This window comes from Mesorhizobium sp. WSM4976 (assembly GCF_029625685.1).
Classification (GTDB): Bacteria; Pseudomonadota; Alphaproteobacteria; order Rhizobiales; family Rhizobiaceae; genus Mesorhizobium.
Genome location: NZ_JARTVT010000012.1, coordinates 52,397 through 69,687, shown reverse-complemented (window position 1 = coordinate 69,687; position 17,291 = coordinate 52,397). Strand labels below are relative to the sequence as shown.

12 protein-coding genes are annotated in these 17,291 nt (G+C 66.9%); 5 read left to right on the top strand and 7 right to left on the bottom strand.

What is annotated here, in order from left to right:
* Positions 1–297: 297 nt before the first annotated feature.
* From ligD to P9272_RS16160, 5 genes are all read right to left on the bottom strand, one after another.
* A complete protein-coding gene (ligD, locus tag P9272_RS16180) occupies positions 298–2,787 on the bottom strand; it encodes a DNA ligase D (RefSeq protein ID WP_278161272.1) in 2,490 nt (829 codons plus the stop codon).
* Positions 2,788–2,898: 111 nt separating this feature from the next.
* Positions 2,899–3,123 (bottom strand): hypothetical protein, encoded by a 225-nt coding sequence (locus P9272_RS16175; RefSeq protein WP_042642888.1) that lies wholly within the window; start codon positions 3,121–3,123, stop codon positions 2,899–2,901.
* Between the two features lie 96 nt (positions 3,124–3,219).
* Complete coding sequence (locus P9272_RS16170; protein ID WP_278161271.1) at positions 3,220–4,449, bottom strand: GNAT family N-acetyltransferase; 1,230 nt, start codon at positions 4,447–4,449, stop codon at positions 3,220–3,222.
* A gap of 9 nt (positions 4,450–4,458) precedes the next feature.
* The gene (locus P9272_RS16165) at positions 4,459–5,766 is read right to left on the bottom strand and encodes a hypothetical protein (RefSeq protein ID WP_278161270.1); all 1,308 of its coding nucleotides are present in this window, start codon (positions 5,764–5,766) and stop codon (positions 4,459–4,461) included.
* A complete protein-coding gene (locus P9272_RS16160) occupies positions 5,763–6,947 on the bottom strand; it encodes a glycosyltransferase (RefSeq protein WP_278161269.1) in 1,185 nt (394 codons plus the stop codon). Before P9272_RS16160 ends, P9272_RS16165 begins: the two co-directional genes overlap by 4 nt.
* A 325-nt stretch (positions 6,948–7,272) precedes the next feature.
* Between P9272_RS16160 and P9272_RS16155 the strand changes: the two genes are divergently transcribed.
* A complete protein-coding gene (locus P9272_RS16155) occupies positions 7,273–8,487 on the top strand; it encodes a DUF1972 domain-containing protein (protein WP_278161397.1) in 1,215 nt (404 codons plus the stop codon).
* A gap of 56 nt (positions 8,488–8,543) precedes the next feature.
* Positions 8,544–9,809, top strand: coding sequence for a cellulase family glycosylhydrolase (locus P9272_RS16150; RefSeq protein ID WP_278161396.1), 1,266 nt, complete (start codon positions 8,544–8,546; stop codon positions 9,807–9,809).
* Positions 9,810–9,845: 36 nt separating this feature from the next.
* On the opposite strand, the gene P9272_RS16145 is transcribed toward P9272_RS16150, so the two are convergent.
* Together P9272_RS16145 and P9272_RS16140 are read right to left on the bottom strand one after the other, a co-directional pair.
* Positions 9,846–11,138: a VpsF family polysaccharide biosynthesis protein gene (locus P9272_RS16145; RefSeq protein WP_278161395.1), complete on the bottom strand. Its 1,293-nt coding sequence runs from the start codon at positions 11,136–11,138 to the stop codon at positions 9,846–9,848.
* Between the two features lie 55 nt (positions 11,139–11,193).
* Entirely contained in the window at positions 11,194–13,302 is a 2,109-nt protein-coding gene (locus P9272_RS16140) for a Wzz/FepE/Etk N-terminal domain-containing protein (RefSeq protein ID WP_278161268.1), read from the bottom strand.
* Between the two features lie 246 nt (positions 13,303–13,548).
* Here P9272_RS16140 and P9272_RS16135 point away from each other — a divergent pair, with 246 nt between their 5' ends.
* The 3 genes from P9272_RS16135 to P9272_RS16125 all read left to right on the top strand — a co-directional run bounded on the left by P9272_RS16135 (position 13,549) and on the right by P9272_RS16125 (position 17,230).
* Complete coding sequence (locus P9272_RS16135; RefSeq protein ID WP_278161394.1) at positions 13,549–15,078, top strand: formyl transferase; 1,530 nt, start codon at positions 13,549–13,551, stop codon at positions 15,076–15,078.
* Complete coding sequence (locus tag P9272_RS16130) at positions 15,075–16,283, top strand: NAD(P)/FAD-dependent oxidoreductase (RefSeq protein ID WP_278161267.1); 1,209 nt, start codon at positions 15,075–15,077, stop codon at positions 16,281–16,283. Before P9272_RS16135 ends, P9272_RS16130 begins: the two co-directional genes overlap by 4 nt.
* A gap of 449 nt (positions 16,284–16,732) precedes the next feature.
* Complete coding sequence (locus P9272_RS16125) at positions 16,733–17,230, top strand: N-acetyltransferase (protein ID WP_278161266.1); 498 nt, start codon at positions 16,733–16,735, stop codon at positions 17,228–17,230.
* The last annotated feature ends 61 nt before the right edge of the window (positions 17,231–17,291 follow it).

The window sequence follows — 17,291 nt, the reverse complement described above, 5'->3', positions numbered from 1 at the left end:
TAAGAAGCGTCGATGGAGATGGATTGCCGAGAGACTGGCGATTGTCAGAAGCCTCGACACTTCGTCATCCTAGAGCATTTCCAGGAAAAGTGTGAGCGGTTTTCCGTCCGGAATTGCGTAACAACAAAGACTTAGAGCGGTTCAGCGATTCCGTGAAGCGCTGAACCGCTCTAGGGCGGAGCAAGGAGAGAAGCGACGCGGCGCAGACCCGAGGATGACGAAATTCTGGCACTGGCGCTGCCCCCCCCCCTCGGCTTCGCCGAGCCACCTCTCCCCAACTTCGTGGGGGCGAGGACACTAGCGCTCCATCGCCGGCAGATCCCTGGCCGCCTCATCGATCTCCGCCCAGGGATCGCCGGAGGTATCCAACAACCCGGGCAGCGTGGCGTAGTTCAGGTCCCCCGGCGCGTCGATGGTCTCCAGGTCCGTCCAGCTCACCGGGGTCGAGGCCGGCAGGTTGGTGCGGGCGCGCAGCGAGTAGGGCGCGGCGGAGGTATGGCCGCGAGCGTTGCGATGGAAATCAATGAATATCCGCTTCTTGCGGTTTTCCTTGCCCATGGTGGTGGTGAAGGTGTCGGGCGCGCTCGCGGCCAGCAAAGTCGAAATGGCGCTGCTCACCTGGTGCAGTTTCTTCCAATTCTGCTTCCGGGTCACCGGCACTGTGATGTGGATGCCCTTGCCGCCGGATGTCTTCACGAATGGCACCAGCCCGAGGCTTTCCAGCCCGCCCTTGATGTGGACGGCGGCCTCCACCACCTCGCGCCAGGAGATTCCCTCGCCCGGGTCGAGATCGAAGACGATCTGGTCGGGTCTGTCGAGCTTCGTGCGGTGCGTGCCCCAGGTGTGGAACTCGACGACGCCGAATTGCGCCAGCGCCAGATAGCCCTTGGCGTCCTCGACCGAGAGATAGGATTTTGTCTCGCCTTCGGAGTTTGTGCTCTCGAACACCGCCACCGAAGGCGGCATGCCGGTGAAGGCGTGGCGCTGGAAGAAACAGTCCTGCGGTTTTCCCGTCGGACAGCGCACCAGCGACACCGGGCGGCCGATGATATGCGGCAGCATGAAATCGCCGACCAGCGCGTAATAGACGGCGATGTCGAGTTTTGTCGGCCCGGTCTTGCCGAACAGCCGCCGCTCCGGATTGGTGACCCAGATGGCGGCGAGGTCGGATTCGGCGATCAGCCGCTTGCGCTTGACCGGCGCCGGCGTGGTGAGCCCGCCGACATCGCGCAGGCCCCGGAAGACGCCGTGGCGGATCGCATTGTCGGCGGTGCGGTTCGAATAGCGCACGCGCGCCGACAGCAGCGGCTTCACCCAATGCATCTCGCGCATGATCTCGCGCGGCGCGCCTTCGGGCGGGCCGGCGCCGGCGGTCAGCCGCTCCAGCCGGGCGAGCAGATCGCGCGCCATGTCGCTGTCGAAGCCGGTGCCGACCTTGCCGCGATAGTGCAATTCGCCGTCGACGAACTCGGCCATGCCCAGCGCCGCCAACCCCTCCGCCCGATCGGACACGGTGTAGCCGGCAATGACGAAATCATCCGTCTTTTGCGCCTTCACCTTGAGCCAGCTTTTTGTCCGGCCGCTGATGTAGACAGCGTCGGCGCGCTTGGAGACGACGCCTTCCAGGCCAAGGTTCGAGGCCTGGTCGTAAAGTCCCCGCCCGTCGCCCTCGACATGGTCGCTGTACTGGATGGCTGAATTGGCGGCCTGGCCGGCCAGCAGTTCGGCCAGCAAAGCCTTGCGCCTTATGAGCGGCGCCTTGCGCAGGTCCCAGCCGTCGAGATGGAGAAGGTCGAAGGCATAGAAATGCAGCTTCGAGCCGGCGCCTTCGGCCAGCGCGTCCTGCAGCAGCGCGAAGCGCGAGATGCCTTTCTCGTCCGCCACCACGATCTCGCCGTCGATGATCGCCTCGGCGACCGGCAGGCGTGAAAAGGCCTGCGAGAGGTCGCCATAGCGCTTCGTCCAGTCGATGCCGCCGCGGGTGATCAATCTCACCTCGCCATCCACCACATGGGCCATGGTGCGATAGCCGTCGAATTTTATTTCGTGCAGCCAGAGCTCGCCCGTCTTCTCCGCCGGCCCCTCGCCGCCCGGCGGGTTCGGCGCCGACGTGGCGAGCTGCGGCTCGATGCGGCCCGGCGGCGCTGCCTTGGCGGCGCCGGGCAGCGCGCCTGGCTTCAGCGAACCCGGCTTAGGCGGGAGGCGTTCGCGCTTTTTCGGCGGCGCCAGTTCCTCGATGCGGCGGCCGGACTTCACGCTCTCGGGCCGCTCGCTCAGGATGTCGCGTTTCGCGTCTGAAGCGAGGTCGCGCTCCTTGAACAGGAGCCAGTTCTTCTTGCTCTCGTCCTCGCCTGGCTTGGGCTTCAGCCTTGTCAGCATCCAGCCGCCATTGAGCTTCTGGCCCGCCAGCCGGAACTTGAAGGCACCGGTGCGCAGGCTTTTGTCGACGTCCTCCATCGGCGCCCAGGTGCCGGTGTCCCAGACGATCATCGGCCCGCCGCCATATTCGCCTTCGGGGATGACGCCCTCGAAGTCGATATATTCGATCGGGTGGTCCTCGGTCTCGACGGCCAGCCGCTTGTCGGCCGGGTTGAGCGACGGCCCGCGCGGGACAGCCCAGCTCTTCAGCACGCCGCCGACTTCGAGGCGCAGGTCGTAGTGGTCGGCGGTGGCGTGGTGCTTGTGGACGACGAAGCGGTTGGACCCCTCGGCGATGATGCCGCCTGCAGGCTCGGGGGTGCGGGAGAATTCGCGCTTGGCGCGATAGGGTTTGAGGTTGGCTGGCATAGCTAGGCAGAAATGGCGTCAGGCGAACACTGCCAGCGTCGCGTTCCTTCACACCACTGTCCCGCCAGCATTTCGGATTTTCCTACATCGCGGCGAAGCAAGGGACCGGGATCAATCGTCGATCGCCGGCGTCAGTTCCAGCTCGGCGGGCGTCAGCCCTTGCCGCAATTGGCTCAGCCGGAACTCGTCAACCCAGTACGCCTCGCCGTCCACCAGCACGCGGGCGCTATAGGTGCCGCCGGAAAAACGCTGCGCTGTGACATAGACCTTGTGGCGCTCGAGCGCGGACTTCACTGCGGCGCGGCGGGACTTCTCTCTGGCGACGGGACTGGCCATGGCCTCACTCGAACACGATGCCGCTGAAGAATGCGGCTGCCATCAGCATGGCGGAGAGCGGAATATGAGTCAATTTGCCGGGCGCAGCTCGCCCACTCACCGCCCCGCCCGCACCCGCCGCCAGCGCTGCATGAATTCCTGCGCGAGCTTGAACAGGCGTGGGTTGTCGCGCACGAAGGCGACGACCCGGCCGCGATACTTGATGGCCTCGCTCGCCGCCACTCCCTTCAGCGTGATGCCGTAGCAAAGCTCGGACAGAACCGACTTCACCGCGCCCATATGCTCCTTGTAGCTCTGGTTGCCGACCGACAGGTCGAAATAGTCGAAGCCCTGCCCGCGTCCCCAGCGGATCAGCTCGCCCATGATGCACAGCCCGGGCGAAACGTTGGGCACGGCGGCCTGGTCGATCGCGACCAGCAGCGCATGCAGTGTGCCCAGATGCACCGCCAGGTACTGGATCGCGACCATGACATCACCGGCGCGCAGGCCGAAGACGCGTACCGAGCCGTCCGCCAGGCCGCGCTGCGCCGCGCTTCGGTAGAAATCGGCGACCGGCGGCCGCGCCAGGAGATCGAACCGGCCCAGTTCGCGGAAACGGCTGAGCCGCATTTCGACCAGCTTGCCGAAAATCGAGTCCACCAACGCCGGCGTGCCGGCTTCCACCAACGCCAGGCCACCATTGCGGTCCAGACGGCGCAGGTCCTTGTTGAGGGCCTTGACGAAGGACGGACGGCAGATGCGCTTGACGACGGTCTCGGCGTCGCCATCCATGGCGATGCCGTAGCGGGAATGGATGGAATCGCGCGCCTGCGAAAGCAGGGCGAGCGGATTGGCGACGCCGCCGATCTCCTTCGGAATACCGGCGATGTGGATGCGGTCGGCCGGCGGCAGCACGGAAAGCACCGCCGCCCACGCGGCCTCGGCGGACTGCCTGGTCCAGGGCGTTCCGTCGGCGAGCAAGGGTGCCGCATAGTCGCAGACCCCGCAGCTCAGCCACTCGATCACCCAATGGCCGAACGCGCGGCGCCGCATCAGCGGCACAAGCATCACCGGTTGGCCCGACGCGGCGTCCCGCAATTCGACGATGGCAAGCTCGGCTTTCGGGGGCATGAGCCGTTCGACGATCCCCTCGGCCCAGGCGAAATGCTGGTGGCCGGTGCACACGCCGGTCGTCTCGAGACGCAGCCAGAGCGGTTTGACCTCGTCAAGGCAGGTGTGCAGCCGCGCCGCATAGGCGCCGCTGGCGGCGCCGGCGGGGTGCAGCGCCGCCTCGTCGTGGGCCAACCCCGTCGTCATCGCGGCCATCGGCACTGCCTGGCTTGCCAAATCATTCTCCTATCGTCTCTGCACGGCGAGCGTCGCCGCGCGGCGCCACGCGCCGAAAACACTGGGGCGCTGCTCGTTCGGATGCTTGGAATTCCACATGCGGTGACCCGCGAAATACCATGAGGTCACGAGCACGAAGGTCTCGGACACCGCGGCGCCGGCGAGCGACCATGTCGATGGCGCGACGGCCAAGAGGGCCCCGATCGTCGCCAGCCCGACAATCGCGCCGGCCATGGTGATGAAGGCGACTATGCGGAAATCACCGAGAATCTCGAGGACCACACGCGGCATCACATAGGCCATGATCGGCACAAAATTGGCGATGGCGAAAATTCCGATCAGGCCAACCGAGGCATGCTGCAGAGCCTGCGATTTGATCATCGGCAGGACGAACAGAACGCCGCAGCCATAGGCCAGGCTGCCGCAACCCATGACGAGCGCCCAGATCTTGGCCTGCGCCCAAACGCGGTCGAATTCCTTGTTGCGCACCAGCTTTGCAAGTTCCGGCTGCAGCATGTTCGAGAAGGCGAGGCTGGAGATGCGCAGCGGCGCGAACAGCACCAGCACCGCCGCGAGCGGCGCGTAGGCGGCGGGCCCGGCGATGCCCGCGACCAGCAGCGCCAGGGATTGTCCCTGGATGTTGGTGGTGGTGGCGCTGAACCCCGACCAGCATAGCTGCGGCCAGAGCTTTGCATAGCGCCGCCAGGTCGGCGCGCGGAAGGAGACGCGCAGCCTGCGGCGCGCCAGCCTGACCAGCACGGCGATGCCGACCAGATTGGCCGCAGCAAGCGCGAAGAAGGTGGCCTGCAGCGCATCCGCGAAGAACCAGATCGCCGCTCCCGCCAGCACGATACCGGCGATCGTGAACACGGCGTCGCTGATGGAGACGACGAGCTGCATGCGGCGCGCGAAGAATGCCGTGCGCATGTGGCTGCGCAGCGACCAGGCGCAGACGAAGCAGGCGGCGCCGACGCCGCTGGGGTCGCCCAGGAGGCGCATCAGCAGCCCCGTGCCCAGCCCCATCAGCAGCGCCACCACAAGCGCAGCCGATCCGAAGGTCACGTCGTAAGCGTCGACGCCGATCCTGTTGGTGCTCTTGCTCATCCAAATGGTGGCGGGAACGGCGGTGAGCGAGCGGATATAGGACAGGCCGACGCCGCCCATCACCATGGCCAGCGCGAAGAGGCCGTAACCTTCCGCCGACAAAAGATGCAGCAGAGCGATGTTGAGGGCGAAATGGAAGCCGCTCTGCATCGCCTCGCCGCCGATCATCAGCATGAGGCGCCGCACCAGATGGGCCGGGAAGGAGAACTTCACGGGCTCGTCTCCGCCTCGCGGGCGACACGCGGCCGCCCCCGCCGCGGCGTCACAGCCTTCAGCTTGTCGGCGACGATCGCCGCGATCGCGGCGGCGGCGATATGCTCGCTGAAGAGCGCCTCGTAGCGCGCCCGGCCGGCGGCGGCGAAGCCGCGCCAGAGCTCCGGCCGCTGGATGATCTCGCTGAGCTTGCCGGCAAGGGCCTTGGCATCGCCCGGCGGCACATGCCAGCCGGTCTCGCCGTCGGCCACCACTTCCACCAGCCCGCCGATCGCCGAGACCAGCGGCGGCCTGCCCCAGCCCATCGCCTCGATGGCGACGCGGCCGAGCGACTCCGGGCGGCGCGACGGCACCGCAACGATGTCCGCCCAGCGATAGTGGTCGGCGGGGTCGGAGACGAAGGGCAGCACCTCTACACGTCCTGCCAGCCCCATGCGCCCGACCAGTTCGGCCAGGGCCTGCTCGCGCTCGACACTTTCGAAGGCGCCGCCGACGAGGCGAACCTCGATGCGATCGCGCAGCGCGGCGGGAAGCGAGGCGACCGCTTCGAGCAGCACTTCCTGCCCCTTGATGCGGTTGACGCGGCCAAGCAGCAAGACCCTGAGCGGGCGGCTGCCGTCATAGGTCACCGGCAGGGCGGCCAGCGGCCCGGCCACGCCGTTATAGACGACATGCGTGCGCCGCCCCCTGGCATCGACGGCCGGCGGATCGCCGAACGTGGCGCGCGTGGCGCGCGAGTTGAAGATCAGGTCCGCGCGGCTCCAGCGCATCAGGACGACAAGCACCTTGCGCAATATGCCCTCGGGGATCTCATGGATGTGCAGCAGCGCCTTGCGCGGCAAAAGCCTCGCGGCCAGCGCATAGTCGGCGATGATCGAGGTGTTGATATAGGTCAGGTCGCTGCCCCGCATGCGGCGCCAGGCGCGCCATAGCGCCGCCGGCAGCCGCGCCATCTCGACGGTGGCGAGCCTGAGCATCGCCTGGCGCCTGAGCACCCAGAGCGGTTCGAACACGATGCGGCTGGCATGCGGCGCGAGGATGTCGACGATCGGCCCCTCGCGCGGCAGCACGACCTCGATCTCGGCGGCCGGAAACGCGGCGCGCAGCGCAGCCACGCTCTCAGCGAAGCTGCGGTCCGAACCATAGAGCTCGTAGCCCTGATGAACGCAGGCTATGCGCATTTCAATCTTTCCACCTGCACCCCGAGTCCGCTCGGCACCGGGCCTTTCGAGCGCGGAAGGAACTTGATGCCAAATCTGCACGCCGCTCTGCCGAGCGGTGGCCATTGCAGGCCTCGGGAGCAAGGATCGTGCCGGGTCTCGAGCGCCCGGCTGCGACCCCTAAAACCAACCGTGCCCCGTATCGACACAGATAGGTCGGGAAAGTTGACCGATAATGAAGCAAGCTCCGCGTTCTGAAGAGAAATTTTACATCTTCGTGCGAGTGTTCATCTTGGGGTACCCCTGGCACGGAAGTTGCTGGGCGGTCATTGACATGACAACAACCATGACCGGACCGGGGGAATCCTTCATTTTGAAACCGGAACGACCCTCCACCCCGATCGAAAAGCCTTCGATCTTGATCCTGGGCACGCGCGGCATTCCGGCTTCCCATGGCGGCTTCGAGACTTTCGCCGAGCGCCTTGCGCTTTTCCTGGCCGCACGCGGCTGGAAGGTCGGCGTCTATTGCCAGAAGGAAGTCGAGCGCGTCGGCCAAAGGGTGACGATTGACACCTGGCGCGGCATCGAGCTCATCACCATCGAGGTCGCCTCCAGGGGGCCGCGCGCGACGCTGGAATTCGACTGGCAATGCGTGCTCGACGCCGCCAGGCGGCCGGGCGTGTGCCTGGTGCTCGGCTATAACGGCGCGGTGTTCCTGACCTGGCTCAGGCTCATGCGGCGCAAGATCATCACCAATATGGACGGCATCGAGTGGCGGCGGCCGAAATGGGGGCCGGCGGCGCGCGCCTGGTTCTGGCTCAACGAATGGATCGGCGCCTGGCTCTCGCACCGTCTCATCGCCGACCACCCGGCGATCGCCGACCACCTTGCGACGCGGCGGCCGCGCAGCGCCATCGCCACCATTGCCTATGGCGCCGACCCGGTGACCTCGGCGCCGGAGGAACCCGTTCGCGGGCTCGGGCTCGAGCCCGGCAAATATCTGGTCTCGATCGCGCGGATCGAGCCCGACAACAACATCCTGCCGATCATCGAAGCCTTCCGCCGCCGCGAGCGCGGCGACGTGAAGCTGGTGGTGCTGGGCACGCTCAACGACGACATCCCCTATCACCGCGCCGTGCGCGAGGCGGCAGGCACCACGGTGGTGATGCCCGGAGCGATCTACGACCATTCGACTGTGAGGGCGCTGCGCTACCATGCGCGCGCCTATATGCACGGCCACACGGTGGGCGGCACCAACCCGTCGCTGGTCGAGGCGCTGGCCGCCGGCAACATGGTGATCGCGCATGACAACCGCTACAATCGCTGGGTCGCCGGCGAGGCGGCGATCTATTTCAACGACACCGACAGCCTGAGCGCACGGATCGACGCGGCGCTCGCCGATGACGCGCTGGTGGCGCGCTGCAGCAAGGCGGCGCGGGCACGTGCCCGCGAAGACTTCCGCTGGGAAGACGTGCTCGCCGCCTATGAGAAGGAAGCGTTGCGGCAGCTCGGCTCCGCCACGGCCGCGTCGGCGCAAGCCGACCGCGCCAAGCACGCATGACTGGGGGCACGCATGACTGGGGCACGCATGACTGGGGCACGCATGACTGGGCACGCATGACTGGCTGGTCACGCCGCCGTCTCCTCGGCGCGGCGCTGGTCGCGGCAACGGCGCCGTTGGCGGTTGGGCCGCTCGCATCCAAAGCGCGTGCCGCCGGCGAATGGCCTTTCAGGCGCGGCGTCAACGCCTGGCCGTGGTTTGCGCTGACGCGCGAATTTCCCGCGCCCCGCACCGACTATGACTGGCCGCCGTTCCAGTCGCAGCGGCCAGTGCCGACGCCGGCCGACCTTGCCAGGCTGCGCGCCAGCGGCCTCGACTTCATCCGCTTGCCTGTCGACCCGGGCCCGTTCCTGGCCGCCGATGCAGGCCGGCTCGCCGAGCTCATGGCGATGCTCAGCGCGGCGGTGAAGAGCGCGCTAGCCGCCGGTCTCGGCGTCATCGTCAACGTCCAGGCCAACGGCGCTACCCATTACTGGAATCCGGAGCGCATGGTTTCCAGCACCGGCGCGCCGGAATTCGCCCGCTACCGGGTCTTCGTCGCCGAATTGGCCGGCATGCTCAAGGACATTGAGCCCGGCAGGGTTGCGCTGGAACCGGTGAACGAGCCGCAGCAGGACTGTTCCTCCGAGGCATGGCCCAAGGTGCAGGCGGCGCTGCTCCGCGCCGCGCGGGATTCGGCGAGAGACCTGCCGATCGTCGTCACCGGGGGCTGCGGCTCGATGGTGCGGGGCCTCACCGCGCTCGACCCGGCGCCGCTCGCGGTATTCGAGCCGATCCTGTTCACCTTCCACTTCTACGAGCCCTACCTGTTCAGCCATCAGGGCGCGCCATGGATGCGCGAGCCGGTCTATCGCGCGCTGAACAACGTACCGTGGCCGGCCTCCGCCGGCACGCTGGAGCAGACGTTGGCCTCGGTCAGGGCAAGGATGGCCAAGGACACGGAGAGGTCCGACGAATCCAAGAAGGCCGCCTATGCAGAGACCGAGAAGGTGCTCAAAGTCTATTTCGACGCGCAGCCCGGCCGCGGCTTCATCGACGGCTATCTCGCGCAGGTGAGCGAATGGGCGGACGGCCACGGCATCGTGCCCGGGCGTATCATCATGGGCGAGTTCGGCGCGCTGCGAACCGACGCCCGCTACACCGCCGCGCCCAATCCCGACCGCGCCCGCTACATCGCCGATGTGCGGCAGAGTGCGGAAGCCGCCGGCTTTCCCTGGGCGTTCTGGGACCTGTTCGACGGCATGGGCATGATGGACGACACAACCCGCGCACTGGATCCGGCGATGGTCGAGGCGCTCGGGCTGACGATGCCGCGCGCTTGACGGGTTGAATGACCAAACCGCTCCAAGGGTTTGGTTTTACAAAAGAGCATGACGAAAGCCGGCGTTTCGTGTTCCCGGCATTTTGCTTTCGACCCGCGCCGGCCGGTACAGCGCCAGCGCGATCACCACGAATTTGGTCATCAGCGTCGTCTTGGAGGCGATGCTTTCGGATGTGTTGAGCAGGATGAGCCAGCCCAGCATCGGCAGCCAGATGCCCGGATGGCAACGGCGCGCGACCTCATGCATGAACAGCGCGAAGCCGAAGAAGATCAGGAGCGTGAAGAACGCCCCCTGGTAGAGCGTGAAGCGCAGGATCGGGTTCTCGATGCCCTGCTCCAGGCCGGTGATCCGGCGCATGCTGTCGAGCAGGTCGACATCGGGGCCGACGATCAGGTCGCGCAGCTCAAGATGCCGGAAGAGGTCGAACATCTCGACGCGGGCATTGGCGCTGCCGCTGTCGGAGACGAAACGTCCGAGCAGGGCGTCGAAGAAGCCGTAATAGCCGGCAAGCGCGACCGCCAGCGGCAGCATCGCGGCGAGCATGATCACCAACGCGGCGCCCAGAAGGTTGACGCGTCCGGTCCTGAGCTGCGCCAGACCCTGGATGAGCATATAGACGCCGCCGAGCAGGAGCGTCAGCACCATGCCCGAGCGGCCGCCGAAGGCGACCAGCGCGCAGAACTGCAGGCCGACAAGCGTCAGCCTGAGCGGCGTCGACAGGGAGCGCGAACCCGACAGCAGCGACAGCACATAGATCGAGGTGACCGTGGCGTTGGAGAGCGGGTGCCCCTGCAGCGCCGTCGAGCGCAGGTCGTTGACGAACACGGCGCCGTCGAACCTGTAGGGGAATACCAGATGCTTGGTGCCGAACTCGAACAGCGCCATCAACGCGTTCACCGTCATCACGGCATGGATGACGATCCGCAGCTGGGCAAAGGTCTTCTCGTCGTCCTCGCTGAGCAGCAGCACGACCAGCGCCGGGGCGACGAACGTGTCGATCATGCCGGCCATGCCGGGGCGCTGCCTGAGGATAACAACGAAGAGAAGCACCGTGGAGATGACCGCCATCAGCATGGTTGCCGGCCGCTTGTTGGTGACATGGACCACGTAGCCGACCGGATTGCCGAAGGTGCAGGAGCGCCAGACGAAGACGAGCACGAAGAGATAGGTGGACGGGTGGATCTTGCTCAGCGGGCTGCCCTGCAGGCCGTCGTAATTGTAGCCGGCCAGCCACAGCATGCCGCCCGAGACGGAAAACAGAAGCAGCACCGCCACGGTGATGCCAAGCCGGGTCAGCGTGTCGACCGGGACAGCGCGCCGGCCCCCCATGCCGTAGCCCGGAGCCGGGACAGGTCGAACGGGACCCGCCAGGACCGAGGCCATGTCAGGCCGCCTCGTCGACCAGCATGGCGCCGGTCGGCAGCCGCCCCATCACGGAGACCGCTTCCGAGGTCGACGCGACATCGCGCATCGGCGTCGCATTCAGCCTGGCGACGAGCAGGATCTCGTCGGCCATGGCGACCAGCGGCAGGACGTTGAGATCGTCGGCCAGAGCGCCGCCGTCGACGACGACAAGCTCGAAGCTGCGATTGGCCTCGGCCAGCATGCGGTGGGCGAAATAGAGCGCCTGCGCTTCCTGGAACACCGCGGCCGGGCGGCCCCGGCCGATGAGCGCCACGGAACTGCCAGGCGCATAGCGGCTGACCGCGTCGAGCGGATATTCGCCGCGCAGCACGTCGAGCACGCCGGGCTGCGGGTCCTTCTGGCCCTTGCCGGCATTGATGTCGATGAGCAGCACGCGCCGTCCCCTGGTCGCCGCCGCGTTGGCGAGCTGCCATGCAACCCTCGAGCGCTGCGCCTTGTCCTCGGGCGGCGACGCCACAAGGATCGAAGGCACCAGCGGCCAATCGGGCGGACGCCTTGTGGCGGCGGCGATGCGCTGCAGCGCCAGTCCGGCAACGGCGTCGGTCGTCCGCGCCACGCCGCCGGCGCGGCCGAAGCGGCGGCGTCCCCTGCCCGGCAGCACGCCCAGCACCGGCGCCTCGATGGCCGTCTGCATCTGGTTCGCGGAAAGCACGGTCGGGGAAAGATATTCGGCGATCAGCGCCATCCCGATGCCCAGCGCCAGCCCGCCGAACACGGCGCCGAACACGAGCAGCCCCTTCGGCGGCCAGCTCTTCTTCAGCGCCGGCATGGCATAGGAGATGATGCGGGCATTGGTGCTGTCGACATTGGTCTGCTCGCGCGTTTCCTGGGCGCGCTGCAGGTAGTTGGCATAGACGGTGCGCACGGCGTCGAGGTCGCGCTGCAATTCGCGCAGGCGCACCGAAGCCTGGTCGGTATCGAGCGATTTCGATTTCAGCGCCGCCACCTTGGCCTGCAGCGCCTGCTGGTTGGCCAGGGACCGCTCATAGTCGGTCTCCGCCGCGGTGACGATGCGGCCGAGCTCGCGCTGGATCAGCGCGTGCAGGTCGCGCAGCTGCTGCTGGGCGGCGATCATCGAGGGGTGGCGCGGCCCGAGCCCGGTGCCGAGCTGGGCGATCTGGTCGACCAGCGCCGCTTCCTGTGCCCTGAGGCTCGAAATCGTCGAGGAGCGCGTGGCCTCCGAGGTCGCGTCCGTCGCGCTCCCCTGCCTGCGCAGTTGATCGACCTGCGCCTTCAGCTGCTGGGTGCGCGCCTGCGCGGCGGTCAGCTCGGCATTGAGCCCGGTCAGTTCCTGGTCGCTCACCAGATTGCCCTGGGCCATCACCATGTTGTGCTGCGAGCGGTAGGCCTCGACCGCGTTCTCGGCCTGCTCGACGCGCTTGCGCTGTTCGTCGAGCCGCGCGGTGATCGCCTCGGAGGCCTTGGCCGCCTTGTCCTTGCGCGCGTCGGCCTGGTCGGCAAGGTAGGCATTGGCGATGGCGTTGGCGAGGTCCGACGCCTTCTGCGCGCTCCTGGCGGTGATGATGATGTTGAGCACCAGCACCTTGTCGTCGCGCTTCACCGCAAGCACGCGACGCAGCGAGTCCAGCGTGGTCGCCGTCCTGTCGGTGTCGCTGTCGCCGAAGAGCTTGCCCATCCAGCGGCCGAGAACGCCCTGCCCATTGAAATCCGGATCTTCTGTGAGGTTCGTCGCCTTGATCGCGCGCAGCAGGACGCCGTTCGACTGCGCGACGCTGACCTGGCTCTCGACCTGGGTGATGCCGCCGTCGGGCGAGATGCGGCTCGGATTGACGTCGTTGGTGACGACTTGCAGGTCCTCGGGGTCGACGATGATCTGCGCCGTCGAGGAATAGAGCGCCGGCGTCAGCATCGTGTAGACGAGCGTCACGGCGGTGAGCAACGCGGTGACGGCAAGGATCAGGACGCGGCGCCGCAGCAGGATGCGGCCGAGATCGCCGAGCTCGACAGTGCCCGATGGCGGCGCGGGCGGGGGCGCGTAATAGGCCGGCGCCGGAGCGGCCGCCTCCGGCGCGTTGTGCTGAGGCACCATGAGCAGGGGTGGTTGCAAAGGTCGCTCCGACAACGCTCGATCGGCCGGCAAGACGAGAAATGCGGCGTTGGCCTAGCTATTCCCGGCAACGATTAAAACACTGTTAATTATGTTCATAAATTGGGGCTGCGATGGCACGAAGTTTGCACTGACACAGTAGACATTAGGTGCGGCTGAAATTGGAGACATCGTGCGCATGCGGCGGGAACTAGACCTGGCGGGCAAACCTGCCGGCTCCGGAAGCAAATTGCCCGCGTGCCGGCCATGCGCCTGAGCCTGCGTCTCAACGGCAATGCGGTGCGCGCCTTCCATGTCGCGCTGGCCGAACGCCTGTCGCTGTTGCCCGGCGTCGAGCTTTGCATCGATGCGCGTCCGGCGGCGGGCGGCGTGCCGCGCGCGGCCGAGGCGCTGTTCCAGCTTGAGACGCTCATCCACCGCCTGCCCGCCAATGGGACGGCCAGGCGTGTGCCAATTTCGACGCTCGCCGGCCATGCGAGGGCGTCCGCGCCGGCCGATCTCACCATCGACCTCGTCGGCGATGTCGGGCAAGGCGGAAAGGTCTGGCGGCTCGCCTATGACGGCGTCTGCGGCGAGGAAGCCCTGCTGGCGCTCATCCTTGCCGGCCGCACGCCGCGCGCCCGCCTGGAGCAGAACGGCGCGACGGTCGTCGAAGGACGGCTCGGCACCGAATATCACGGCATCGCGCTGGCGTCCTTCCAGGACATGCTGGCGCGCACGGCCAGCTTGATCGTGGCGGCGGTGGCCGGCGCCGCGCGCTCGCACCTGCCTGTGCTGCCCGAACCGCCATCCGGGGCGGCGCCCCCGCCCATGCCGTCGGCCACGAAGCTCGGCGTGCGCGCCGCCAAGGCCACGGCGCGGCGCATCGTCCAGCAGATATACCATCTGTGCTACAACGCCCCGCACTGGCGGGTCGGCTGGCGCGAAACCGCAGGCAAGGACCTTTACGATCTGCGCGCCCATCCGCAATCGGGCTGGCACGACCTGGCTGACGACGGCAGCCGCTTCTACGCCGATCCGTTCCCGGTGCTTTACCGCGGCCAGGTGACGCTGTTCGTCGAGGACTATATCCACCGCACCGGCAAGGCGATTCTGTCGGCGGTGGCTTTCGGCCCGAACGGTCCGGCAGGCGCCCCGAAGCCGGTGCTGGAACTGCCCTACCACCTCTCCTACCCCTTCGTGTTCGAGCGCGACGGCGAAATGTGGATGGTGCCGGAGAGCGGCGCCAACCGGACCGTTGACCTCTACCGCGCCACCGCCTTCCCCGGCGGCTGGATCAGGGAAGCGACACTGCTGTCGGACATCGTCGCGAGCGACGCCACGCTGGTAGAGCATCGCGGGCGCTGGTGGATGTTCGCCACCGTGCGCGACGGTGGCGGCGCCTTCTCGGACCAGCTGCATCTGTGGTCGGCGCCGGATTTCCGCGGGCCGTGGACGCCGCATCCGAAGAACCCGCTGCTGATCGACATCGCGTCAGCGCGTCCGGCGGGCCGCATGGTGAGCCGCGGCGGGCAGCTTTTGCGTCCGGTGCAGGATTGCCGCCGGAGCTATGGCGCCGCGCTCGGCATCGCGCGGGTCACGCGGCTCGACGACACCGGCTTCGAACAGGTCGTCGAGACGATCCTCAACCCGGGCGCCGGCTGGGCCGGCCGCAAGCTGCATACGCTCAACGAAGCGGGCGGACTGGAATTCATTGATGGTTCGGCAATAGCGCCGCGCTGGAAGCAGGCCCAGCGGCGGAAAAGCATGCCGACGGGCCGTGGAGACAAGCAATGAGCATCACCGAGAACCGCGAAACGCCCGCAGCCCCGCCCGGCCGGACCGAGGTGGAAGTGGCGATCGTCGGCGCCGGGCTGGCCGGTACCGTTCTGGCGATAACGCTCGCCAAAGCGGGCCGTAAGGTGGCGCTGATCGATCCGCATCGTGTCCACCATGACGAATTCCGGGCCGAGAAAACCCGCGGGGAACAGATGGAGCTGTTCGAAAAGCTTGGCCTAGGCCAGGTCTTCAGATCGCTCTCCACGCCGATGACCGACCTCCATGTCTTCCGTTTCGGCCAGTTGTTCGAGCGCAAGCAGACCTTTGAATACGCCTTCTCATACGCGCCGCTGGTCAACGGCATGCGCGCCGCGCTGCCTCCAGAAGTGCCGCTGACGGTGGGCAAGGTCGCCGAGGTATCGACCGGACCGGACCGACAGCGCCTGGTGCTCACCGATGGTTCCGTCATCGATGCCCGGCTTCTGGTGGTCGCCACCGGCTATAGCGAGGCGGTGCGGCGCGCCATCGGCGTCGAGCGCATCGAGGAATCGAAGGCGCATTCGTTGTCGATGGGCTTCGATCTTGCGATCACGCCGCAGGAATTCGGCCTGCAGTCCCTCACCTTCTACGCAAAGCGTGTCGCCGATCGCATTGCCTTTCTTACCATCTTCCGCATCGGCGAGCGGCTTCGGGCGAACATGTTCGTCTATCGGACCGTCGCCGATCCATGGGTGCGGGCGTTCCGCGAGAATCCGCAAAAAATGCTGCAAGACCTGATGCCGGAGATTGCCGCGCGATGCGGCAACTTCGCCGTTGCCAGCGAGGTCGAGGTGCGGCAGGTCAGCCTGACGACGACGCGGGGCCATCGCCGCGACGGCGTCGTCTTCATCGGCGATGCGTTCGCCACGACCTGCCCGGCGCAAGGCGACGGGATAAACCGCGTGCTTACCGATGTCGATTGCCTCAGTTCCAGGCATATCCCGGCCTGGCTCGAAACGCCCGGCATGGCGGCCGACAAGATCTGCGCCTTCTACGACGATCCGATCAAGGTCGCGGCCGATGCCAAGGCCCTGCGCGCCAGCATCTATGCCAAGCGCATTACCACCGACAACGGGCTGGAATGGCGCCTGCGCCGCCTGCGCAACAACACGGCTCGGCAGTTGATGGTCTTCGGCCGACGATTCCGCGAAGCCGGGAAGCCGGCCGAGCCGCGCGCGGCGTGAGAGGCATTGCTTCACCCGGCCGGCTAGAGCGTTTCACCGTTTCACGGAACGGCGAGCCGCTCTATCTCTTTGTTTTGAATTCGGACGGAAAACCGCTCACACTTTTCCTGGAATTGCTCTAGCGGCGGGCGATGCGCCGCCGGGCGCGACTGGGAACGTCATCGTGAATGAGCTTACGAATCCGTAAGTCGCGTTCGCTGTCGACGCCCGTGTAAATTGAAGGTGAGCAGTGTCTCCTGCTCGGCGGGACAGCACTCCCGTCGCATCAATGGCCCGCTGCCGCCTCTATCGGTCCGGCAGCGGGCTATCCGGCGGCGGCATGCAGGACGTTTCCGCTGCCCGCGATAGCCGCTTGAACGCTCCGAAAGAGCGCCGCCTTCTGCGCGCCCCGGGGGTTGGCCCCGCACCGCGCTTCGCCCTATCTTCAAATCGAAACAAGGACCAAGACCATGACCCGCATCCGGGCTATGACGAGGAACGACCTTGCCGATGTGTCGCGGCTGCTCGGCCAATCCTGGCGGCGGACCTACGCGCCGATCATGGGCGACGAGACCGTGGCCCGGCTTTCCGACGACAGGCATGCGCCGGACAAGCTCGCGCAAGAACTCGAGGACGAGGACAAGATGTCCTTCGTCGCCGAACGCGCCGACGGCTCGATCGCCGGCTATGCGATGGCGGCGATGGACGCCAAGGGCGACGTCACGCTGGAGCGGCTGCATATCGAGCCGCAGGCATTCGGCAGCGGGCTTGCGGTCGACCTTTTGCATGCCGTGCTTGCCGCCCATGCCGGCATCCCCTCGATCGCGCTGGAGGTGATCGAGGGCAACGACCGCGCGATCGCCTTCTACCGCAAGCACGGCTTCGAGGTGGTCGAACGCCGGGAGGCGGCACACGGCGTGGGCGGCCACGCCTCGCTGATCATGCGCCGCATGCTGCCGATGGCTTAAAGCTTTGCTTTTGCCGCGTTCCAGGCCGAAAACCGCTCACAATTTTGCTGGAATTGCTCCA